A 23,246-nucleotide genomic window follows, 5' to 3' on the forward strand; every position below is an offset into this window, starting at 1 on the left:
CGCCACCAGTCTGCTCTGTAACATCGCGCAAAGCACGGGTTGATGATAAGTTAGACACTGTATTGCCTTTTTTATTTTTTAAGATATAATCGGCAACGGCAACCAAAGTATACTCCTCACCAAACATGTTACCATCCTCACAAACAAAACAAAGACGGTCAACATCAGGGTCTACGGCTATGCCGAAGCTGGCATTTTGGCTTAATACTTCTTTTGATAACGCTACCAAATTCTCGGGCAAAGGCTCCGGATTATGCGGAAACTCGCCATCAGGCTCGCAAAATAATTTATATACAGTTTTTACACCCAATGCTTCCAGCAACGCGGGCACAAATATGCCGCCTGTAGAGTTAACACAATCAATTACTACTTTAAAATTGGCTTTTGCTATAGCGTCCACATCAACCAATGGCAGGGCCAGTACCAGGTCAATATGTTTTTGCAGGTAGCTGTCGTCAAATTTAACCTTACCTAAAGCATTAACTTCGGCGTAGTTAAAATCACTGCTTTCTGCAATTGCTAACACTTCTTCACCATCTGCACCACTAATAAATTCACCATCAGCATTTAATAGCTTCAAGGCGTTCCATTGTTTGGGGTTATGGCTGGCGGTAAGTATAATACCTCCGGCAGCTTTCTCTAGTGGTACAGCAATTTCAACCGTTGGCGTCGTAGACAAGCCAATATCAACTACATCAATACCTAACCCCTGCAATGTACCGGTAACCAGATTATTCACCATACTACCCGAAATACGTGCATCGCGGCCCAATACAATCTTTTTTATACCGGTTTTTTTAACAGCCCAGGCGCCGTAAGCCGAGGTGAATTTTACGATGTCCACCGGCGTTAAACCTTCGCCGGCTGCCCCCCCGATGGTGCCGCGTATACCCGAAATTGATTTTATTAAAGTCAAAATATTATCTAATTATTAACGGAGCAAAAGTAAGGATATTTAAGCAATATACTATCAGCCCCCAAATCTCCACTTGAAGGAGATATTTTTTATTGGCATTTAAAGCCCTCTCTTCTGCGGAGTAAAACAAAAAGATTATTTTACCAGTCCACCCTCTACCATTTCTTTCATCTTGCCAAAAATAGCCTGCCAGTTTTGTTCTGAATGCTCTTTAGCTGCTTCGTCCTTAATATTTTCCTGGCCTATCACAAGTGTGGTTACACCATCTTTTTCTGTAAGGTCATAACTTACATTCTGATAATTTTCGGGTTTATCTTCTGTTCCGCCCATACTGCTCCAGTAACTGTATTTCACATAAGTGCCCGGTGTTATTTCTAAAATAGTACCATGATCTTCATAAGTATGGCCATCCCACTCACCACTCCAGATGATGGGGCCGCCTTTTTTCCAGTCGGATTTTACATCTGTACCAAAAAAATATTTTTTTACAATTGCAGGGTCGGTTAATGCTTTCCAAACCTGGTTGGCCGGCGCGTTAACGGTGATGGGTGTTTTTAAACTTAGGTTTGCCATGGTTACTTTAGTTTGTATATGTTAAACAGAATTTTATGTTATCTGTTTGCAAATAAACAACCGGCTGTTGACAACCCTATGTCAGTAGGCTACAGAATTAAAATTTCTTTGCAGTAGTTTTTCAGTGAGTTGCCGCACCCGGTCTTTAAGGCTGTCGGGTGTAATAATTTCGGCCTGTTCGCCAAACATCATGTACCAACGGGCAAAACCCTCTAACGAGTTGGTTAAAAAAGTCATTTCAACAGTATCGCCAACTTCCTTTTCTGATATAAAACCGCTATAATATTTTTGATTCTCTAAAAATCCATGGATGCGCTTTTCAACTATAATAACTACCGCTTCCAGTTCTTTCTCCTTTGCGGTTTGTGCTATATACGCTTTTAAATCGGGGTGCTCATCGCTATAACATTCATCAGTAACTGTCAGATTTTTTATACGGTCAATCCTAAAATCACGATAATCTTTTCTTAAACGGCAATAAGCTATCAGATGCCAATAATTGGCTAAATAAAATATGCCGATAGGTTCAACACACCTTTTAGTATGTTCCTGGCTATGCTGGGCAAAATAATTAAGTACTAAAACCTTTTTTTGAGCTATGCTATATAAAACAGTCTGAATATGATCATTAGCCGGCATTGCTGGTTGATTTACTGTTTTTAAAACCGCTATCCTATCATCCATTCCTTCCAGCAGGTCTTTTTCGGTAGTCTTTAATATTGCTCTAACCTTGTACATAGCCGATCTGTAATGCGCCATAGTAGAAGCATCCGTTAACTTCTCTACAAATTTTTCGGCAGTTAAAAACGCGGTGGCTTCTTCTTTAGTAAACATTACCGGCGGCAGCCGGTAGCCATCCATTATAGAATATCCAACTCCAGCTTCGCCAATTAAGGGGATACCCGCTTCTTCCAGTGTTTTTACATCGCGATAAACAGTGCGCAAACTAATATTAAACCGTCCGGCAATATCAGCAGCCTTTACCACCCTGCGCGATTGTAATTGTATTAAAATAGCCGATATGCGATCAATACGATTCATGTAGTTAAATTATAAATTTTCAGGCAAACTTTCCTAATTAATTTATTGAAATAACGCGCTATTGCAAACATTTTCCTCATAACCTATATTTACCATTAATTAGCCCCTATTATTAATTTATGATCACCCTTGAGATTTGCGCCAGTTCCATTACTTCGGCCTTAGCGGCCCAGGAAGGGGGCGCTATAAGAATTGAGCTATGCGATAATTTATATGATGGAGGGACAACGCCGTCGCCCGGACAAATATTAACAGCCAGAAAATTATTAAAAATTAAATTGTATGTGCTGATACGCCCGCGTGGCAGCGATTTTTTATACAACGATATAGAATTTGAAACCATGCTTGCCGATGTAAAATATTGCATTGAAGCGGGCTGCGACGGTATTGTAACAGGTATATTAAAGGCTGATGGATCAATAGATAAGAAGCGTTGTTTACAACTGGTACAATTAGCCAAACAGGCAGGATTAGGCGCTACATTTCACCGGGCATTTGATATGTGTGCCGATCAGTTCAGGGCGATGGAGGATATTATTGAGGTAGGATTTGAACGCATTTTAACTTCGGGCGGAAAGAGTACCGCTATAGAGGGATCGCGCACCATAAGTGAACTGGTAAAAAAAGCCAACGGGCGGATAAGCATTATGGCCGGCAGCGGCATAACCGAAATAAATGTTGCCGACCTTATTATGTTTACCGGGATAAATGAGATACATGGTACTTTGTTGGCACCGGTAAAAAGCAAAATGCAATTTATTAACGACCATATAGTTATGGGCAGCAACTATGGCGATGAATATGCATTAGATATTACCTGCACCGAACGGGTAAGAAATGTAGTAAAAAAAGCAAATGCGGGGGTATTTAAAAACTTTATATAAATTTTTTTAGAAAAAAGTAACCGGCAACACCAATTCAATACGATTTCGCCCGGTGCCGCCAAAAATATCGTTATCCAGCAAACGACTGTATCTTATACCAAAAGTTAACTGTTGCTGGTTGAACCACTTAGTATCAAAAAACACCTCGCCGCCGGTTGAGCGGAAATCACTTTTAAATACTGTACCGTTGGTATAAAAATCTGTAGCATGGGTATAGTCATAAAATATATTACCCCTTATCCGCAAAAAATAAATAGTATTGGCAACACCTGCATCCGGGTACACTATGGGGAAATGGTAATTAGCCCCTATCTTATTCATATTATGCAAATTCTCGGCAGTATATCCCCGCGAGAAAGGGAAATCATTTGAAAAATCAACCACATTGTCCGAACCTTTTTGCTGATGCGCTGCATTAATAACCAGGTTATGATTAATAAATATCCCCGGCAAATAAAACGTACCCGAAGCAAGGAACTGGTTAGCGTTTGTTGCGGTTATGGCTGTTTTATAATTTAGGCTGATGGTTTCGCCCAACCGGGGGTAAATATTCTTTTTTGCCTGCTGTATCTGGTTAGTGAAAGTTATATAATTATTCAGATAAGTATAGTTTTGATCATTAAACAGGCTTTTGTAAGCCTGCTGAAATGTACTTTGCTTATAGTAAATATCACTGCCAATACTCAACCCTGTAAATTGTTTGCCGCTGCTAAAGTTTAAAGGTACCTGCAAGCCTGCATGTATATCGCTTTCGTTCCAGTAAATATTGTTTCCATTGTAATATCCCCGCCTGTTTAAAGTATAATCAACCCCGCCTGATATATAAGGGAACAATGCACCGTATACGGCATCAAAGCCAAACTGCTTATACCCCTCGTTACGGTTATAGTTAAAAGACAATTCAGATTGAAACGTATTTAACACATTCTCGCCCGCTAATGAAAACGTATAATTAGGGTCATTAAAATTTGGTATTAAACTATGAAAGTTAAACAGGTGATAACCTTTATTATAATTGGTTACCGGTAGCGGCTTATTTGTTATTGTTGCCAGCATACCGGTTGACGAATCTCTATTTAATGCTGATATTTTGAAATCGGGTAATCCGGCGGGAATATTTCCATCAGGCAATACCGCCCAATTAACAACATTATTATCAGCTTGTTGCAATGTATAACCATAAGCGGTAAACTCCACCCAGGCCAGTTTGTTACGAGTAATGGCGGGTTCATATTTATTTATCGCTCCGGGCAATTGTTGCAGCTCCAATAGCTTGCCTGTGCCTGCAACTATGGCAAATAAGCGGTCATTAATGCCTGATGTTGCTGAAAAATAAATAGTGTCGCCACGAACTGCCGGAAAAGCTATAGGCTGATAAGAGAAAGGCAGTAAATACCTGGTCTTACCGGTTTTTACATCAATTATTGCTAAACTCATTTTACCATTAGCATTTCGCACTGCTGATACCAATTGACCTTTTTTATAAAATTTAGGGTAGGTATAAAACAGGTTGGTGCTATTGGGCACTATCGATATAACCTTACCATCGTTCGCGCTTAATATATGCAACTCATTCTTTCCTGTCGGGCTAATCTGTACCGCGACGATGCTATTGCCATCACTACTAAATGCCGGCGAAAAATATTTAGTGCGTTTGGTTAGCCGACGCTCTTCGCCGGTATTAATATCTAAAACCTGCAATTCACTGTAATCGCGATAGCTCCAGCGTTTATCGGGGTGATATGTGGCATAAACAACTTTACCGTTATGATAATCGAAGTAATTATCTATGGATACAGACCGTACACTAACCTTTTTTTCGCGCCCGTTTGTATTTAACACAAACTGTGGTAAATCCTCGTAGGTGCTTTTCATGTAAATTAGGGTGCTGTCATTTACATAGGCCGGGTATTCCCGGCTGGCAATAAAATGCTGCTTTTTATTAATGATGGAGTGGGTGGATGAGCGATTGAGTGAGTCAGTGCTATATTGATTCTTAAAATAGTTAAATCCATCGGCCCTGAACTGCCCAAAACGCTCGCCCGAATATTTTTTGATAGCCTTTTGTAAAGGATAAAATAAGCCATTAAAAGCCGCGGCATCCTGTGTTACCTTTTTCCAAAAATCATCTCCATACTTTTCGCGACCGTAAGCAACCATCATATACCCCATAGGGTACCAATCAGGTACAAAATCCCGGTATGAGCCATTGCGCAGCTTCATCCAGCTATAATCCTTCCCGGCATCCCACAAAGCACGATAACCATTAAAAAAATAAGGCAACCGGCCCCTGCCCTGTTGGCTTACATGGGTTTCGTTAAAAACCGCATCGCCCTCAAAGAACCAGTTAGGTATGGCAATATCATTACCTAATGCCTGCCCGCCCTCGCCAAACAATACCCGCAACGCTTTTGACAGGCCCACATTAAAATTATTATATTGCTGCACATGCCTAAACTCATGTATAGCTAACTGATCTGTCCAGGGCAGGCTGCCAATTTCAAAACTATTTTGGTTGGGTGTTAAATAAAACTCACTTCTAAAAGGGGCCAGTCCAACATACGCGTTGGATATAATGGTTTGGTTTTGCAGCAATATACTTACCTGCTTTTGTTTATACCCTATTGTTGGCTGTATGGCGCGGTTCATCTGCTGAACGATATCAGCAACCCTTAATCCCGTGGTATCTAATCCGGCAGGAAAAATCACTTTGGCCGCCGGCGTATTTACCTGCCTCCATTTGATGGATGGCGGATTGCCGCCAAATTGCTGGGCTTTGGTAGTAAATGTAGTAGCACTTACCAGCAGCAACAGTATTGTATTTTTACCAGGAGACTTTAACATTTAATACAAATAAACAACCAAATAACGCAATTCACAATATCATGACACACCATCAGCCAAAACTACCTACATTTGCCGCTTGTTAACAATATATAATGGCTAAAGTTTCTATTAACCTGGCAACAGGCTCTATACAAAAAGAAGAATTAATAGTAGGTATTGACCTGGGTACTACCAACTCGCTAGTGGCCTTTATCAATCCGGATAAAGACGCGCAGGTTATTAATGATACCGGCAAAGGCGTTTTAGTACCCTCCATTGTACATTTTGGCCCATCCGGCGATGTTACAGTGGGTAATGAAGCCAAAGAATTTTTAATAACCGACCCGCAAAACACTATATTTTCTGTTAAACGTTTATTGGGCCGCAGCTATAAAGACATTGAAAATTATAAAGATTTCTTCAGCTACAAAGTTATTGACGATGACAGCGAAAGCCTGGTAAAAATAAAAGTAGGCGATAAATTTTATACACCTATTGAACTTTCGGGCCTGATATTAAAAGAATTAAAGGCACGTGCCGAGCATGCCTTAAAAACCCCGGTTAACCGCGCGGTTATTACCGTTCCGGCTTATTTTAACGACTCACAGCGCCAGGCAACCCGCGATGCAGGTAAACTTGCCGGCCTGGATGTTTTGCGCATTGTGAACGAGCCTACGGCTGCCAGTTTAGCTTATGGTATTGGTCTAAATCCCGAAGAAACAAAAACCATAGCGGTTTATGATCTGGGCGGCGGTACGTTTGATGTATCTATCCTGCAAATACAAAACGGAATTTTTGAGGTACTGTCAACCAATGGCGATACTTTTTTGGGTGGTGATGATTTTGACCGCGCTATTGTTGAATACTGGATAGAAAAAAATCAATTAAACAAAGCCGAACTGGCAACGAACCATGAATTGGCGCAGAAGCTACGTTTAAAAGCCGAAGAAGCTAAAATAGCATTCGCCCATCAAAGTCTGTTTAACGAAAAGATTGGCGATATATGGTGCACACTTGACCGCAATACCTTTGAACAACTGATACTGCCCAAAGTACAGCAAACCATTACGGCCTGCGAAAACGCTTTAAGAGATTCCAAACTAACTATTGACCAAATTGATGAAGTAGTGATGGTTGGCGGCTCTACCCGCACCAAGTTGGTTAAAAAAATGGTGGCCGGTTTCTTTAACCGTCCCGTTCATGATGAGGTTAACCCTGACGAGGTAGTGGCTTTGGGCGCCGCTATTCAGGCTGATATTTTAGCAGGTAATCGTAAAGATATTTTATTGTTGGATGTTACCCCGCTATCATTAGGTATTGAAACTATGGGTGGGTTGATGGATGTAATTATCCCGCGCAATTCTAAAGTACCAACCAAAGCAGGCAGGCAATATACCACATCAAAAGACGGACAGGTAAACATGAAAATTGCCGTTTACCAGGGCGAGCGTGACCTGATTAAGGAAAACCGCAAGCTGGCAGAGTTTGAATTAAAAGGCATCCCATCTATGCCGGCTGGTTTCCCTAAAGTAGATATTAACTTTTTGCTTAACGCGGATGGTATATTGAAAATACAGGCGGTCGAACTGCGATCTGGTGTTAAACAGGAGGTGGAAGTTACACCTACTTACGGCATTACCGATGACCAGGTAGAGCAAATGCTGATGGACAGTATTACCCATGCCAAAGATGATGTGAGCCAGCGTATGCTGATAGAGGCCCGTACCGAGGGTGAACAAATGGTTTATACTGTAGAGGGTTTTATAAAGAAGAACGGCAGCTTTTTATCCCCTGAAGAAATCGCCGAAACCAATAACTATATAGCTTCACTAAAGGCTTTATTAGCTGATGGCGAAAAAGATGCGATATTGAAAAAGATAGATGAAGTAAACGAGTTTACACGCCCCTTTGCCGAACGCTTGATGGACCATGCGATTAGCCATGCCATGAAGGGGAAGAGTATAGACTAGAGACCTCTTTCTAATAAGAAAGGCTTTAAAGTAAAGGTGTTGTACTTCAGGTACAACACCTTTTTATTTATTAACAAAAACGGTCAAATACAAGAGCATTCCCATTCAGCCCGTCGAAGAGTCGCGCGTAAAGGCCTTTGCCCGCCATGATTCGACGGGCTCACCATAACTCCACAAATATAAAGGCCCCTTTCGGAGCCTTTATTGTGCTTTAAGTGCTTCTTGTTCTTTTAAAGCAGTGATATTGTTTTTATCGCTGAAAGTATTTGTCTGGCCGGCAAAGTCTTCCAGTAAGCCTGCTATCGTATCTAAATTATCTGCTACACGTTGGTGCATATCGGGCAGGTCCTTTTCCAATCTCTTATCGCCCAATTCCATATTATCAACTTCAATTTTACTTATTTTTTGAATAATCGCCTGCTGGCTGTTTTTAAGGTCTTCTAATTCATGGACAATCTTTTCCATCAGTCCAAACTTCTTTAAGGTATCCATAATATGTTCTATTTAATTAGTTAATGAATAAGTATAACCCGGCTAACATCATTTTGTTTATTATTTGGATATATCATTTATAACTAATATATTAGTTAAATGAAAACCCTACTCCCTACCTCACTTCTATTATTAGTATTATTAACCAATTCGTTTGCGCAAAGCAGGAGAGCCGATGATGCTCTTCTGCTCGATTATTACCAGGGCCAGCGTTTTGCCGATGCGCTCACCTATTTAAAAGGTGTTTACACAGAACCGGTAACAGATACAAAGGAATTATCTCGACTGGCCTACACATCGGCAATGGCGCATCTTTTGCCGGAAGCCGAGGATTTTTATCAACGGATATACAATAAGGATACAACTAACATAGCTGTCCTTTATAATTTAGCCAGTATTAATCAACGTCGGAATAATAATTTAAAAGCTGAGTTCTATTTTAAGAAATTAGTACTAACAGACTCAACAAATTTTAACGCCTATAATAGCCTGGCGCAATTGTACAGAGACAAGGGTGACTTAAAAAATGAGATCTATAATTTTGAAAAAGCTAACCAATTAAATCCTGTTGATGCAGATGTAGCTTTTGACCTAAGCCAGGTTTACATGCTACAGGATAAATCGATAAAAGCAGAAAAAGTATTAAACAAAGCTATAAGCGCCGACCCGCAAAATATATTACTGCAGCAAGCCGTACTAAAACTCAATTATATTGAAAGTAAATGGCGCGAAACTGTTGCTGCCGGCGAACAGTTATTATTGGCCGGTGATAGTTCTGTGTCAACCATATCAAAATTAGGCAGGGCATACTTTCAAACTAAAAACTATACATGTGGAATTGCTGTATTAACGGCACTGTCTGAAACAAATCAGACGGAAAACACTGCCTATACTACTGCTATTTGCTACAAAATGCTTAAAGACCAAAAGAAAGCTATTTTTTATCTGGGCAAAGCAATTCAGTTAAGTATTTCAAATGGTACTGCTACCTATTACAATGAAATGGCCGATAGTTACGAAACTCAAAAGCAGTTTACAAAAGCAAAGGCCAATTATCAAAAAGCGTTATTGTATGATGATAAGCCTTTAACCTACTATTATTTGGCTACTATGTTTGATACGAAACTAAAGGATAAAAAAAGCGCGCTTAAATACTATAAAAAATTCCTCGCTGCCAAACCCGATAAAACACAACAAAGCTATATCGATTACAGCACGGCTCGCATTGGTATCTTGGCTTTGAAGTAGTATGTTTGGATAAATATTTATATCCATGGCTATACTCAGATCCTTATCCTTATTTATTTTGGCCGGCCTTTGCGAAATAGGCGGCGGGTACCTGGTATGGCTATGCCTTAAAGAAGAAAAACCTTTATGGTATGGCATAGTTGGCGGCGCTGTATTGGTATTATATGGCGTAATTGCCACCTGGCAAACCGCCAATTTTGGTCGGGTTTATGCCGCATACGGTGGCATATTCATTATAATGGCGCTAATATGGGCATGGAAGGTAGACGGCTTCAGGCCGGATAAATATGATATTATTGGTGCACTTATAGCAGTATTGGGTGCCTGCATCATTATCTACATGCCTAGAAAATAATTACCGCTGCATTAGCCGCGCTACATATTTTCCTATAATATCAAACTCCAAATTAACTACAGAGCCCTTGCGCACATTATGCAAATTGGTATGCTCAAAAGTATAAGGTATTATAGCTACCGAAAAACTGTTAGCCTGCGAGTTTACCACAGTAAGGCTGATACCGTTGACACATATCGAACCTTTTTCTACCGTGATATTACCCGGTGCTGCATCATATTCGAAAGTATATTCCCAGCTGCCGTCTAATTCTTTAAACGCTATACAAACCGCAGTTTGATCTACATGACCCTGTACAATGTGGCCATCAAGGCGTGCATTCATTTGCATACAGCGCTCCAGGTTAACCGGCTCGCCTGTTTTTAAATGGCCCAGGCTTGTTTTGTTTAAAGTTTCTTCAATAGCGGTAACAACATGCCTGCCATCGGCTACGGCAACTACGGTTAAGCATACGCCGCTATGCGCAACGGATTGATCTATCTTTAATTCGTTTGATATAGTTGATTCTACCGTAATATGCAAATTACCCTGTTCATGCCGCAGACCGGTTACTTTACCTAATGTTTCTATTATTCCTGTAAACATAATGCCCCGTAACTCCCTAAAGGGGAAGTTTTTTGAAAAGCAAAACTAATTATATTACTTTTAGTTTCATCATAAAGCACTCCCATGTCTAAACAAAGCGCCGGAATTTTACTGTACCGCAACATTCATAAGCACCTGGAAGTTTTCCTGGTGCATCCGGGTGGGCCGTTCTTTAAAAATAAGGATGATGGTGTATGGTCTATCCCTAAAGGCGAGTTTTTGGATGATGAAGATGCTTTGACGGCTGCAAAGCGAGAATTTCTGGAAGAGACCGGGCAGGCAGTAGATGGCGACTTTATTAAACTATCCCCAGTAAAATTAAAAAGTGGCAAGATCGTCCACGCGTGGGCAGTTGAGGGTGATATAGATCATGAAACAATTGTAAGCAACCTGTTCGAAATGGAATGGCCGCCGCGATCTGGCAAAAAAGCAAGTTTTGCAGAAATTGACCGGGCAGGTTGGTTTGCAACTGATGTTGCTAAAATAAAAGTAAACCCGGCGCAGTCAACTTTTATTGAAGAATTAGAATCGCTTGTTTAAAAGTTCTTCCTGTTCTTCTCCCAATTAGAAACTTCACCAAAAATTTCAGTAACTGTGGGTTTGCCCGTGGTTAATAACTGCTCCATTATCAACGCGGCAATTAATGCTTCGTCTTCAGTATCAGTTTGCAGCACCTGCGGGGTAAAATATTTTTTAACAAAATGCGTATCAAAGTTGCCTGATGTAAATGCCTCATGCTGCATTACAAACCTGCCAAAACCCAATGTGGTTGTTATTCCCGTTATTTGGTATTCGTTTATAGCACGCAACATACGTTCTATAGCTTCTGTCCTGTCTTTACCATAGGCAATAAGCTTGGCTATCATGGGGTCGTAATAGATGGGTATTTCCATGCCTTGCTCAAAGCCATCATCAACACGTATGCCGGGGCCTTTTGGCGTAATATAAGTTTGGAGGGTGCCAATATCAGGTAAAAAGTTATTGGCAGGGTCCTCGGCATAAACACGCAACTCTACCGCGTGGCCGTTAATTTTAAGGTCCTCTTGTTTAAAACTGATGGCTTCTCCCCTTGCAATGCGTATTTGTTCTTTTACCAGGTCTATCCCGGTTATTAGTTCTGTTACCGGGTGCTCTACCTGCAGGCGGGTATTCATTTCTAAGAAATAAAAATTCAGCTGGTCGTCCATTATAAACTCAACGGTACCGGCACCTGTATAGTTAACAGATCGTGCTACATCCACCGCGCATTTGCCCATTGCTTCGCGTATCTGCGGAGTTAGTACAGACGACGGCGCTTCCTCTATCACCTTTTGATGGCGGCGCTGTACAGAACAATCCCGCTCGAACAGATGCACTATGTTACCATGTGTATCGCCCAGCACCTGTATCTCTATATGTTTTGGCGATGATACATAACGCTCAATAAACACCGAGCCATCACCAAATGCTGATGTAGCTTCTGATACCGCCAATTGCATTTGCTCTTCAAAATCTTCCGCGGCATCAACAATACGCATACCCTTACCACCGCCGCCCGCTGCCGCTTTTATCAGGATTGGAAATCCTACCTCAACCGCCCGTTGTTTGGCTTCGTTAACATCTGTTATAGCTTCTTCGGTACCCGGAACCATCGGGATATCATATTTCATTGCGGCGGCTTTGGCTGATAGTTTATTACCCATCACTTCCATAGCCTCCGGCGATGGACCGATTAATATGAGTCCTGCCTCGCGCACCTGCCTTGCAAAAGCCGCGTTCTCACTTAAAAAACCATAACCCGGATGTATACCTTCGGCACCGGTTTGGCGGCAAGCGGCAATTATTTTATCGCCAACTAAATAAGATTGATTGGACGGAGCCTCGCCAATATAAACGGCTTCATCAGCATAACGCACATGCAGGGCATCACGGTCGGCAGCCGAATAAACGGCCACCGTTTTTATCCCCATTTCGCGCGCGGAGCGCATTACTCTTAAAGCTATTTCGCCCCTGTTGGCAATCAGTATTTTTTGCATACCTAACAAATGTAATAGATTTGTTTAAAGGTTAATAATAAGATATTGGCAGGTTAGGCATTATAAAAAAGCCCGTCTTACATTTTGCAGGACGGGCTTTTTTATATTTTTAATTTGTTACGGCTTTTTATCCGGAGACGGAGCGCCACCCATACCAGGGCCGGCTTGTGCGCCGGGACCAGCAGGTACGGCACCCGGGCCACCGCCACGTTTTGGCCATGTAGCTGCCTCTAGGTGGGCAACTCCACGATGACAAGTGTAGCAGTTTACGCTGCTTAGTTTCATCATGTTTAAAGAATCTTTTTCGGCTTTAAAATATTTTTTATTCAGTTTAGCCGCCATTAAATACATTTTGCGGGCCATTAATTTTTCAGGTTTTGCATCGCTGGCGAAATCTGTTTTCTTGAGTTCTTCATTACGTACATGGCAAAAATTGCACTTAACACCTAATGATGATGCCCACTGACCCATAATACGATCAAGATCTTTATGAGAAATATTTTTTGGTAATACTTTAAGGTTTACGGCCTTTTCGTCTTCTTTTGGAGCCTGTTGTATCAATGTCATTGAGGCCAGAAGCATAGCTCCCGAAAGCAAGCATACGGGTATTAATAGTTTGGGGTTGAAACGCATATAATTGTCATGATTAAGTCATCGAAAATAGTTGATTATTTTTAATGTTGCAACAATTATTTTTCAATTTTATTAATCAGTTGCTCACTTATATTCCATAGCTGGTTTCGGGCATTAATATTATTGGCAATAGCCGCGGGTTTAGCTGCCTTTTTCTTATTAAAATACAGGCCATTTTTCGATTCTATTTTTGCTTCTGTAGCTAAATAAATAGTAGTTTCCGCCCCTTTTTCCGGGGTGATCATAAACGGCCTCGCCATCCATATTAACGCTTTACCAAAGCCCGAAAGTTGGGCACCAAAGCTGGTATTAACAACACCGGGATGCAGTGCATAAGCCGTAATGCCTTTATCGGCATATTTTTCGGCTAATGATTTGGTGAAATAGATATTGAATAGCTTAGCGGTTCCATAGGCCCTCACAGCAGAATAACCTTCCTGCTTTTGCAGGCTATCAAAATCGGGCCTGCCCATTTTATGCGCGTCCGAGCTTACATTGATAATACGCGCGTGCCCTTTCTCTAACAAAGGCATTAAACGCGTGGTTAGTAAGAAATGCCCCAGATGATTTAGGGCGAAGGTCATTTCATAACCATCTTTACTCAGTTCATATTTATCAAATATGCCGCCCGCATTATTAATAAGTACATTTATATTAAAGAGTTTTGCATTCAACTCATCCGCAGCAGCGGCAACGCTTGCAAGATCAGACAAATCGCACTTTACTACAAAAATATCCTTGTTACCCGTTTCTTTAATAAGCCTTTCTTTAAGCTCCCCGCCTTTCTGCATATTCCGCACCAATAGATATAAGGCATGCCCTTTATTTGCCAATGCTAAGGCAGTAGCCTCTCCTATTCCGGATGTTGCACCGGTTAATACTGTAGTTTTTGTAGCCATGCTGTTAATTTATGTTAAAGAAATAGATATACAGACATTTATTTAAAATAAATTTTGATAATTACGAATTAGTCGTAGATTTACGAAACAATCGTAATAACAATGGAGAAATTATCACAACAAGAGGAAGAAGCGATGCAGGCGGTATGGCAAAATGGCGAAGGTTTTATTAAAGATTTCCTTGAGCTGATCAACGAGCCTAAGCCACCCTATACTACTTTGGCATCGACCATAAAAAACCTGGAACGCAAGGAATTTTTAATCAGTGAAAAAATGGGTAACTCCTTCCGTTATAAAGCGGCCATAAAAGAGGAAGAATACAAAAAACGCTTTATGAGCGGGTTTGTGAATGATTATTTCGAAAACTCTTACAAGGACCTGGTTACTTTTTTTGCTAAAGAAAAAAAGATAAGCGCTACCGAACTAAAAGAGATTATTAAACTGATTGAAAACCATAAATCCTAATTACCATGCCGGCATTATTTGTTTTCCTGCTTAAAGTAAATATAGCGCTGATAGTTTTTTGTTTAGGCTATTATTTTGTACTAAGGCAACTTACTTTTTATACGTTAAATCGTGTTTACCTAAGCATTGCCATTATATTTTCTACACTTTACCCGCTTATTAATTTGGATAGTTTTGTACAACAGCATCAGCAATTGGCTGTCCCGGCACAAAGTGTCATGATTAATTGGAAAACCCCTGCCGAGCATTTTATACAACAGCCGGATTATTGGTACTGGGCAACAATTGTGTTCTGGATAGGAGCCGCATTATTTGCGGGTAAACTGTTGATGCAGTTGGTTTCGCTTTTTAAGTTGTATAAAAACTCTAAACCGGGTAAAATACAGGAGCATGACGTACGTATTGTTAAAGCTAATATTAGTCCCTTTTCTTTTTGGCAAAGTATCTATATCAACCCGGATAATTTAAACCCCGGCGATCTGAATGGCATTTTACAACATGAGCAAATTCATGTTACCGAATGGCACACTATGGATATTCTACTTGCCGAAATAAGCGTAATATTTTACTGGTTCAACCCCGGTGTATGGCTGATAAAAAAGGCAGTGCGCGAAAATATTGAGTTTATTACCGACCGTAAAATATTGCAAAAGGGCATGGATAGCAAAACCTATCAATATAGCCTGTTAAACGTAAGCTTTGCCGCGACCACATCAGCAGGAATAACCAATCATTTTAATTTTTCGACACTTAAAAAACGCATAATTATGATGAACGCTAAAAGATCTTCGGCCATTAATTTAACGCGTTACGCGTTTTTGGTGCCGGTTGTTTTAATATGCCTGTTTGCTTTTAGTTTATCAAAAGCAGAATTGGTAAAAAAGAGCAGGGTTGTTTATAAAACTTTTAAAGCATCAGTTAACAGCATTGCCACAACGGTAAGTACAGACCAGGTTATTTCGGCTAAAAAACCGGTAGCGCTTAAAAAAACAGATACCGATAAAAAAACAAACAGCATTGTAGTGGTATCTACCCACAGTACTGATAGCGATACCAGCAAAAAACAAGAGCTTAAGGTTATTAAAAATAACGACTCGGTAAACTACTACGTTGACGGTAAAAAGGTTAATGCTGAATATTTTGAAACGATACCATCAAATGGTATTCAGGAAATTACCGTCATCAAAAATGGAGGTGATGACAATTCAATTTTGGCCACCACTAAAAACAATGTTACCATAGGAACAATTGCAACAACTACAGCTAACGTCAATTCTATAGGAAAATCGAGTGACCTCTCCTTTAAAACAGCTGATGGTACAAAAGTTAAGGGCTTTATAAGTAATAAAAATGCAATTACAATATCGAATCTTCAACTAACAGATACCGGCAAAGCAAAAACACAATACCGAAATAATATAAGTACATCAGGAAATAATTTTTCCACCATTAACCTGCCCGCAAAGAAAACTGAATACAGAATCAACGTCGGTTCAGCAGGCGGCCACTTTTTTGAGTCGGTAATTAATAATCCATCAGATAAACTAATATTTATTGATGGAAAAGAAGCCACACCAAAAGATATTAAAAAACTTTCACTATCCATGATAAAATCCATCTCCATGCCATCGGACAAAAATGCAACCGAACGATATGGAGAAAAGGCTAAAAATGGCGCAATTTTTATTACTACAAAATAGGCTACAATAACTATTTTCAAACCTAAACCTTATCATAACATTCCTATGAAAAGAACACTTCTATCAGTTGTTATTTCTTCTTTGGCCTTATTGGCCTCGGCACAACAATATGAGATAAGGGCCAATATTACTGGCTTCAGCAATGGTACAAAATTTTATTTACTTGATCCTGAACTAAACACCAACATTGACAGCACCCTTATCCAAAACAATCATTTCTTAATTAAAGGCCGGTTATATGATACGCCAAAATCATTATGGGTAATGACACAGGCTGATGGGCATTACCGTTATGTTACTTTGCTCATTGGTAATGATACCATTGATATTAAGGGTGATATTAAAGATATGCCGTATGGTATGATAATAACCGGCTCGAAAACACAGGATGAACATAATTTACTTATAAGCCAAACCGGACCTCTTTACAAAAAGAGAAACGAACTGGTTGAACAGGCACGTGCGCTTAAAGGTGACAGCGCCCAAATAAAAAGTAAGGTTATATGGAAAACAATAGGCAAAATTGACAGCACCACAACTGTTGTTATAAAGGATTTTATAATTCATAACCTCAACACCTATGAGGCTGTGGCTGAGTTATTTTTTATGAAAGGCACATTTAAAGACAGCCTGCAACAGATGTATAATTCGCTGAAGCCAGAAATAAAGCAAAGTCCTTTTGGCCAGCGAATAGTAACTTATCTTAAAGTTGGCGATAAGCTAAAAATAGGTGATATATTTACAGACTTTGAAGCCTTGGACCAATACGGCAAAAAACACCGCCTATCTGATTTTAAAGGCAAATATATTCTCCTGGATTTTTCAACAACCTACTGCGGACCGTGCATTGAATCGATTCCTGATATGAAAAACATTGTAAAAAAGTACGGTGATAAAATAACGGTTATAACTTTTTCGGGCGATGGCAGTAAAGACCTCTGGTTAACAGGTGTAAAACGTGATAAACCAACCTGGTTAAGCTTGTGGGACGGTAAAGGCATTTATGGTGAAACGCCGCTAAAATATGGTACCAATGGTTTCCCCGATTTTATTGTGATAGACCCTGATGGTAAGATCATCAATAATTGGATGGGCTATGGCAAAAACGATGACGGGCGCGGATCGCTGGAAACCAATGTGGAAAAGATACTTGCTAAAAACAAATAAGACTTTTGATATAAACAGAAGTTAACTCGCCTCCGCCAGTTTTTCTTTTTCCAAAATTTGCAGCAATACTTTTTCGGCTACGTTTAACTCTGCTGCTTTTACATCCTTATCTTCATCAAGCTCTTTAATATAATTAAATAAAGTGCCTTCTTCGTAGCTTTTTATGATGGTTGGGTGTACATAGTATTTTTTACAAACGGTGCGTGTATTGCCTAAATTAATGGCCACATCATCCAATACGCTTACTATTTTTTTGCGGCATTCGGTTACCGTATCAAATCCACCGGCTTCTTTAAACGCGTATAAAGCACTAACGCTGCCAGACCATGTTCTAAAATATTTGGCGGTAAAATCCTCTCCGGTTATTTCTTTTAAATAATTATTTACATCTCCCGATCCTATGGAGCATCTTTTACCTTCTTCATCATAAAATTGAAAAAGCTCCTTACCGGGTATATCGCGGCATTGTTTTACCAACTTTGCCAATCTTCGGCTTTGTAAAGCAATTTTATGGAACACCCCTTTTTTGCCTTTAAACTCGAACTTTAAATTACTGCCGTCAATTTTAACATGCCTGTCCTGCAAGGTGGTTAAACCGAATGAGCCATACAGCTTTTTGTACGATTCGTTCCCTACCCTAATGCCGGTTAGTTCCATCAGCCTTACAACTAAAGCGACGACTTTTTCATGGTCAAGGTTTCTGCGCGACAGGTCCTTATCCACACGCTCACGTATGGCAGGCAAATAGGATGCGAAAGTTTGCAGGCGATGGTATTTTGATTGATTGCGTATTTTGTTCCAGTCGGCATGGTAGCGGTATTGTTTACGGCCTGCCGTGTCTGTGCCGGTAAATTGCAGGTGTCCGTTTTCATACGATGATATCCAAACATTGGTATAAGCCGGCGGGATAACCAGCTTGTTAAAACGCGCAATTAACTCTTTATCCTTAACCACTTTTCCATCTGCATCCAAATAGCTCCAGCCTTTGCCTGCCTTTTTACGGGTATAGCCGGGGGTTGAGTCTGATACATAACGCAGGCCGACAGCTTTTGCGGTTATTTTAGGATCGCGGCCAATTTTTTCGAGTTTTTTTAGGAGACGGTTCATTGTTATTCACAACAAGAATGGTAATGATAAGTTTGAAAGTGTAAATTCGATCAAGTATTAACAACTAAAAGTGTAAACTTTTTTAGGACGGGTCATTCAAAAAAAGTGTTTCACATCAGGTGTTTCACCCTATTTTTGCAAAAATTGACAAAATAACATAAAACACTCATTACAAAACATTTAAACTACTTCACCTAAAGCTTTTGTACTGTTTCATGGTGTTTCACTCATTTTGTTAAATTTCTATACATCAATAGGTTAACCTAAAAGAGTGTTTCATGTGTTTCATTATTTTGTGAAACACTATCACCTTTTTTTAAGGGCAATAACAGAAAGCTGTGAGACTACCTATTAATTTTAAGTTTTACTATTTATTGACCGTTTTATTAAAACACAATGCTCAATTTTATACTTTATCTCACAACAAAATCTATCAACTTATGAAATACAATTTTTTAGGCAATACGGGCGTGGCCGTATCCGAAATCTGTTTTGGTACCATGACCTTTGGCGGCAGCGGCGGCGGTATATGGAGCAACATTGGCAAAGTGCAGCAGGAAGAAGTAAACTCGCTGATGAAAACAGTAATAGACGCGGGTATTAATTTTATTGATACAGCTAACGTTTATTCCTATGGCGAATCTGAAACCCTGCTAGGGCAATCCATAATAGATCTGGGCCTTAACCGCAACGAACTGGTAATAGCTACCAAAGTGCGCGGCCGCATGAGTGAAGGTATTAATAATGTCGGGCTTAGCCGCTTTCATATTTTTCAATCTGTTGATGCCAGTTTAAAGCGTTTACAGCTGGATCATATTGATGTTTTATATGTACACGGTGTTGACCCTAAAACCCCGGTAGAAGAGACCGTTCGTGCTTTAAATGATATTGTATTAACCGGCAAGGTGCGTTACATAGCCATTTGCAACTGGCCCGCCTGGATGGTAATGAAAGCGCAAGGCATTGCAGACAAACATGGCTGGAACAAGTTTGTGGGCCTGCAATACTTTTATTCCCTGTCGGGACGTGATATTGAGCGGGAGATAGTACCTGTAGCCGCCGACCAAAACCTGGCCATTATGCCATGGAGCCCGCTGGCAGGTGGTTTCTTGTCTGGCAAATACACCCGTGCCAACGAAAAAGCCGGCGATTCGCGCAGGGATGTTTTTGATTTCCCACCGATAAATAAAGAGAAAAGTTATGACATTATTGATGTGATAACCGAGATTGGCAAGCAGCATAATGTATCTGTAGCACAAATTGCGCTGGCATGGGTACGCCTGCAAAAAGGTGTAACCAGTACCATTATCGGCGCTAAAAATATTGATCAGCTAAATGATAATTTAAAATCCGTAGAAATTGAACTATCTGCAGATGAGCTAAAACGAATTGACGAAGTAAGCGCCCTACCCAAAGAATATCCCGGCTGGATGGTTGAAAGACAATCAGCAGATAGGGAGATTAAGTAGTTCACTGGTTTATTAGTTCATTGGTAGGTAGTCGGCGACAGTACCAATGAACTAATAAGCTAATGAACGAATGACACCAGCCACATACTCCACCTGCTCGGGATGAATATCCAAATGCAATACAAAGCGGATACGGTTTTTATCAGTAGGCAAAGCTTTTATACCATGCCCTGCTAATTTCTCTGAAACAATGGCGGCAGGTTCGACAGTATCAAACAAAACAATATTAGTTTCGGCAGGTAATACATTGGTTACCCAGGATGCCTTGCCAAGCGCTTCGGCTAATATTTGGGCGTGTGCATGGTCTATCTTTAATCGCTCCACATGATGATCCAGCGCATAAATACCCGCAGCAGCTAAAAACCCTGCCTGGCGCATGCCACCACCTAACACCTTGCGGATACGGCGCGCATATTTAATGGTATTCTTATCAGCCAACAATACCGACCCAACGGGTGCCCCTAACCCTTTAGATAAACAAACCGATATACCATCAAAATATTTGCCGTAGTCAACCGCTTTATCGCCGGTATAAGCCAACGCGTTAAAAATGCGGGCGCCATCCAAATGCAGTTTTAGGCCCTTATCTTTACAAAGTGCAGCGATAGGTTTAATTTGTTCTAATGTATAACAGCTGCCGCCACCTTTGTTTACCGTATTTTCCAATACCACTAAGCTGGTATGCGGATAGTGAACATTTTCCGCATTTATTTCAGGTTCGATCATTTCAGCAGTAAGTATACCTCTATACCCATTTAGTAAACGGGTTGATACACCCGAGTTAAAAGCAATTCCACCACCCTCATATCGATAAACATGCGCGGTTTGGTCGGCAATTAATTCGTCCAATGGCTGGGTGAAACATTTTATTGCAATCTGGTTGGTCATCGTACCCGACGGGCAGAAAATACCGGCTTCCATGCCAAAAACGGCAGCCGTTTTTTCCTCCAGTTGGTTTATGGTTTCATCTTCACCAAAAACATCATCACCTACTTTAGCTTTAAACATGGCCTCCAGCATCGCGGGAGTTGGTTTGGTTACAGTATCACTGCGTAAATCAACGATCATTATATTAAATATGTTAAAAGTGCGTTATTTGTGTTTTAATTAATTATGCGCTCAATTTTAATAATTTCATGCTTCATGCTGATGTTTGTATCAGCTAAATCACAAAAGTGGCAACCGGGCTATTTTTATGATATTAAAGGAACAAAAAATCCGGGACTTATACGCATAGATCCGCGTGGAAAAGGCCCAATAAAAGACGAAGGTTTTATAGAATATAAAGAAACGGATAAAGCAACACCAATAAGGCTTAGCACGAGCGATCTGCGCTCGTTTGTTGCAGGCAGGGACAGCTTTATAGTTGCCGCCTCACCAAAGGGTGGCTGGTCTAAATATGATATGGATTTTGTGCAGGTAGTTATTGATGCGCCTATACGCCTGTTTGAGGCCAAAGGCAGTGCCGGAGGTAGCGGCAGAGGGTTTAGCATACAGCCGGGTATTGGCATTGGCGGCGGTACCGGGGGTTTTGGTGGTGGCTTAGGTGGCGGTATTTCTATTCCTTTTGGTGGCGGCGGTTCTGGTAGTACAAAACCCATATATTTTTATGGCGCCAATACGGCCGAAATGCAACCCGTAACCAACGATAATTTTATTGATATAATGAGCGAGGTAATGGGCGACGAACCCGATGTTGTTGAAAAAATACAAACCAAAAAATTCGGCCTCAGCAACATAGATAAGCTGATAGCTTACTTTAAACAGGTACAGGGGACGAAAGATTAGTTAATTGGAGATTAAAGATTAGGCCTATCGGTTATAAATTGACAACCCTGCTTAACATAATGTATCTCTAATCTCTAATCTCTAATCTCTAATCTCTAATCTCTAATCTCTAATCTCTAATCTCTAACACTTGCTGATTGATCTTTGAATGCTCCTCTGCTACAAAGTTTTTAAATAACAACTCATAAACTATCTTCACCCAAATTATAATTACCGGCCATGCTTTTACCGAGTAGCGGGCAATATAAGGCTGCCTTATAAATTTAGGTACTGCATCTGTTAACCCTAAACCGGTTACTACCAATACCAAAACCAGGAAAATTATATTAGTTGTTGTATATGGTTTATCCTGTATCAGCATCCATATAAATACGCCGGCTACGGCAATTATATAGGTTGGATGCTCGGCCCCAGTACTAAATATTACGATAAATATTAATGCAGATGCCAATACCTGTGCCCTATATTTAAACGATTTATACTGGCTGAACCTCAATAACGGCAATGCAAACAGCAAAGCTCCTACAGCTATAAATGGCGCATTAGGGATATTGATATTCCCGGTAATGCGCCTTACTACGCCCATTACGCAAATGTCCTGCGGGGAATCGAAATAGGCATTAAGGCCCACCTTACCATGTACAGCGGTAAGCCACTGCGGATAGGAATTAATAACGAACGATGGACTGCTTAAAAACATCGGCAAAACAAAAAACACTACCAGCCATATTGCCGACCATAGCACAAATCTCCCTTTGTTTTTCGAGAATAAAAAGAACGTTAACCCAATAATAGGGTATAATTTTATGAGGAAGCCCAATATGATAAATAGTGTGGCCCATTGCTCCTTCCCGCGTTCGACCAATATAAAACTAAGTATGATCATGGCTGTTATTGCAGGGTTAAACTGCATATAAAAAACCGAGTTGGCATATTCTATAGCACATAAAAGCAGCAACTGGCTTTTTTGCCGGACAGTAAATGGTAGCAAGTGTATGGCTATTAAAATAGCGAAGGCATTTACCAGTTCCCATAGTAAAAAACCCCAGGCATGGGGAAGCAATGCAGACGGCGCTATAATTGCCGGAAAAACAGGTCCATAAAAATACTCAT

22 protein-coding genes are annotated in these 23,246 nt (G+C 40.4%); 10 read left to right on the forward strand and 12 right to left on the reverse strand.

Features of this window, described 5'->3' with window-relative positions:
* The 3 genes from JWP71_RS14150 to JWP71_RS14160 all read right to left on the reverse strand — a co-directional run.
* The coding region (locus tag JWP71_RS14150) for a phosphoglucosamine mutase (protein ID WP_299501182.1) at window positions 1-916 on the reverse strand (916 nt) is incomplete at its 3' end.
* 135 nt (window positions 917-1,051) lie between these two features.
* A complete protein-coding gene (locus JWP71_RS14155; RefSeq protein WP_299501183.1) occupies window positions 1,052-1,489 on the reverse strand; it encodes an SRPBCC family protein in 438 nt (145 codons plus the stop codon).
* An 81-nt stretch (window positions 1,490-1,570) separates the two neighbouring features.
* On the reverse strand, window positions 1,571-2,530 hold the full coding sequence (locus JWP71_RS14160) for a YafY family protein (protein WP_299501185.1): 960 nt from the start codon (window positions 2,528-2,530) through the stop codon (window positions 1,571-1,573).
* 119 nt (window positions 2,531-2,649) lie between these two features.
* Here JWP71_RS14160 and JWP71_RS14165 point away from each other — a divergent pair, with 119 nt between their 5' ends.
* Window positions 2,650-3,414, forward strand: a complete 765-nt coding sequence (locus tag JWP71_RS14165; RefSeq protein ID WP_299501187.1) for a copper homeostasis protein CutC — start codon at window positions 2,650-2,652, stop codon at window positions 3,412-3,414.
* Between the two features lie 6 nt (window positions 3,415-3,420).
* Here JWP71_RS14165 and JWP71_RS14170 read toward each other — a convergent pair whose 3' ends face one another.
* A complete protein-coding gene (locus JWP71_RS14170; RefSeq protein WP_299501189.1) occupies window positions 3,421-6,258 on the reverse strand; it encodes a hypothetical protein in 2,838 nt (945 codons plus the stop codon).
* A 95-nt stretch (window positions 6,259-6,353) separates the two neighbouring features.
* Between JWP71_RS14170 and hscA the strand changes: the two genes are divergently transcribed.
* Entirely contained in the window at window positions 6,354-8,210 is a 1,857-nt protein-coding gene (gene hscA / locus JWP71_RS14175; RefSeq protein WP_299501191.1) for a Fe-S protein assembly chaperone HscA, read from the forward strand.
* Between the two features lie 201 nt (window positions 8,211-8,411).
* Here hscA and JWP71_RS14180 read toward each other — a convergent pair whose 3' ends face one another.
* Window positions 8,412-8,702 (reverse strand): hypothetical protein, encoded by a 291-nt coding sequence (locus JWP71_RS14180; protein WP_299501193.1) that lies wholly within the window; start codon window positions 8,700-8,702, stop codon window positions 8,412-8,414.
* Window positions 8,703-8,801: 99 nt separating this feature from the next.
* Here JWP71_RS14180 and JWP71_RS14185 point away from each other — a divergent pair, with 99 nt between their 5' ends.
* The gene (locus tag JWP71_RS14185) at window positions 8,802-9,950 is read left to right on the forward strand and encodes a tetratricopeptide repeat protein (RefSeq protein ID WP_299501195.1); all 1,149 of its coding nucleotides are present in this window, start codon (window positions 8,802-8,804) and stop codon (window positions 9,948-9,950) included.
* 25 nt (window positions 9,951-9,975) lie between these two features.
* A complete protein-coding gene (locus JWP71_RS14190) occupies window positions 9,976-10,305 on the forward strand; it encodes a YnfA family protein (RefSeq protein WP_366143539.1) in 330 nt (109 codons plus the stop codon).
* Here the strand turns inward: JWP71_RS14190 and JWP71_RS14195 are convergent, their stop codons facing one another.
* Window positions 10,306-10,890 (reverse strand): riboflavin synthase, encoded by a 585-nt coding sequence (locus JWP71_RS14195; RefSeq protein WP_299501197.1) that lies wholly within the window; start codon window positions 10,888-10,890, stop codon window positions 10,306-10,308.
* An 84-nt stretch (window positions 10,891-10,974) separates the two neighbouring features.
* On the opposite strand from JWP71_RS14195, the gene JWP71_RS14200 reads away from it, so the two are divergent.
* Complete coding sequence (locus JWP71_RS14200) at window positions 10,975-11,430, forward strand: NUDIX domain-containing protein (RefSeq protein ID WP_299501199.1); 456 nt, start codon at window positions 10,975-10,977, stop codon at window positions 11,428-11,430.
* On the opposite strand, the gene accC is transcribed toward JWP71_RS14200, so the two are convergent.
* The 3 genes from accC to JWP71_RS14215 all read right to left on the reverse strand — a co-directional run bounded on the left by accC (window position 11,427) and on the right by JWP71_RS14215 (window position 14,437).
* On the reverse strand, window positions 11,427-12,905 hold the full coding sequence (accC, locus tag JWP71_RS14205) for an acetyl-CoA carboxylase biotin carboxylase subunit (protein WP_299501201.1): 1,479 nt from the start codon (window positions 12,903-12,905) through the stop codon (window positions 11,427-11,429). The two genes, JWP71_RS14200 and accC, sit on opposite strands and share 4 nt — an antisense overlap.
* Window positions 12,906-13,022: 117 nt before the next feature.
* Window positions 13,023-13,538: a c-type cytochrome gene (locus JWP71_RS14210; RefSeq protein ID WP_299501203.1), complete on the reverse strand. Its 516-nt coding sequence runs from the start codon at window positions 13,536-13,538 to the stop codon at window positions 13,023-13,025.
* Between the two features lie 56 nt (window positions 13,539-13,594).
* A complete protein-coding gene (locus JWP71_RS14215; protein WP_299501205.1) occupies window positions 13,595-14,437 on the reverse strand; it encodes an SDR family oxidoreductase in 843 nt (280 codons plus the stop codon).
* 102 nt (window positions 14,438-14,539) lie between these two features.
* Between JWP71_RS14215 and JWP71_RS14220 the strand changes: the two genes are divergently transcribed.
* Genes JWP71_RS14220 through JWP71_RS14230 form a run of 3 tightly spaced genes read left to right on the forward strand, consistent with a single transcriptional unit; the run spans window position 14,540 to window position 17,769 of the window.
* Window positions 14,540-14,902: a BlaI/MecI/CopY family transcriptional regulator gene (locus tag JWP71_RS14220; RefSeq protein WP_299501207.1), complete on the forward strand. Its 363-nt coding sequence runs from the start codon at window positions 14,540-14,542 to the stop codon at window positions 14,900-14,902.
* A gap of 5 nt (window positions 14,903-14,907) precedes the next feature.
* Window positions 14,908-16,602, forward strand: coding sequence for a M56 family metallopeptidase (locus JWP71_RS14225; protein WP_299501210.1), 1,695 nt, complete (start codon window positions 14,908-14,910; stop codon window positions 16,600-16,602).
* A 45-nt stretch (window positions 16,603-16,647) separates the two neighbouring features.
* A complete protein-coding gene (locus JWP71_RS14230; RefSeq protein ID WP_299501213.1) occupies window positions 16,648-17,769 on the forward strand; it encodes a TlpA disulfide reductase family protein in 1,122 nt (373 codons plus the stop codon).
* A 21-nt stretch (window positions 17,770-17,790) separates the two neighbouring features.
* Here the strand turns inward: JWP71_RS14230 and JWP71_RS14235 are convergent, their stop codons facing one another.
* Window positions 17,791-18,876 (reverse strand): DNA topoisomerase IB, encoded by a 1,086-nt coding sequence (locus tag JWP71_RS14235; RefSeq protein WP_299501216.1) that lies wholly within the window; start codon window positions 18,874-18,876, stop codon window positions 17,791-17,793.
* Window positions 18,877-19,316: 440 nt separating this feature from the next.
* Here JWP71_RS14235 and JWP71_RS14240 point away from each other — a divergent pair, with 440 nt between their 5' ends.
* The gene (locus JWP71_RS14240) at window positions 19,317-20,345 is read left to right on the forward strand and encodes an aldo/keto reductase (protein ID WP_299501219.1); all 1,029 of its coding nucleotides are present in this window, start codon (window positions 19,317-19,319) and stop codon (window positions 20,343-20,345) included.
* A gap of 51 nt (window positions 20,346-20,396) precedes the next feature.
* Here JWP71_RS14240 and JWP71_RS14245 read toward each other — a convergent pair whose 3' ends face one another.
* The gene (locus JWP71_RS14245; protein WP_299501222.1) at window positions 20,397-21,413 is read right to left on the reverse strand and encodes a GntG family PLP-dependent aldolase; all 1,017 of its coding nucleotides are present in this window, start codon (window positions 21,411-21,413) and stop codon (window positions 20,397-20,399) included.
* Between the two features lie 45 nt (window positions 21,414-21,458).
* Between JWP71_RS14245 and JWP71_RS14250 the strand changes: the two genes are divergently transcribed.
* Window positions 21,459-22,133, forward strand: a complete 675-nt coding sequence (locus JWP71_RS14250) for a hypothetical protein (RefSeq protein ID WP_299501225.1) — start codon at window positions 21,459-21,461, stop codon at window positions 22,131-22,133.
* 109 nt (window positions 22,134-22,242) lie between these two features.
* On the opposite strand, the gene JWP71_RS14255 is transcribed toward JWP71_RS14250, so the two are convergent.
* The coding region (locus JWP71_RS14255; protein WP_299501227.1) for a glycosyltransferase family 87 protein at window positions 22,243-23,246 on the reverse strand (1,004 nt) is incomplete at its 5' end.

This window comes from Mucilaginibacter sp., assembly GCF_028287845.1.
Lineage (GTDB): Bacteria > Bacteroidota > Bacteroidia > Sphingobacteriales > Sphingobacteriaceae > Mucilaginibacter.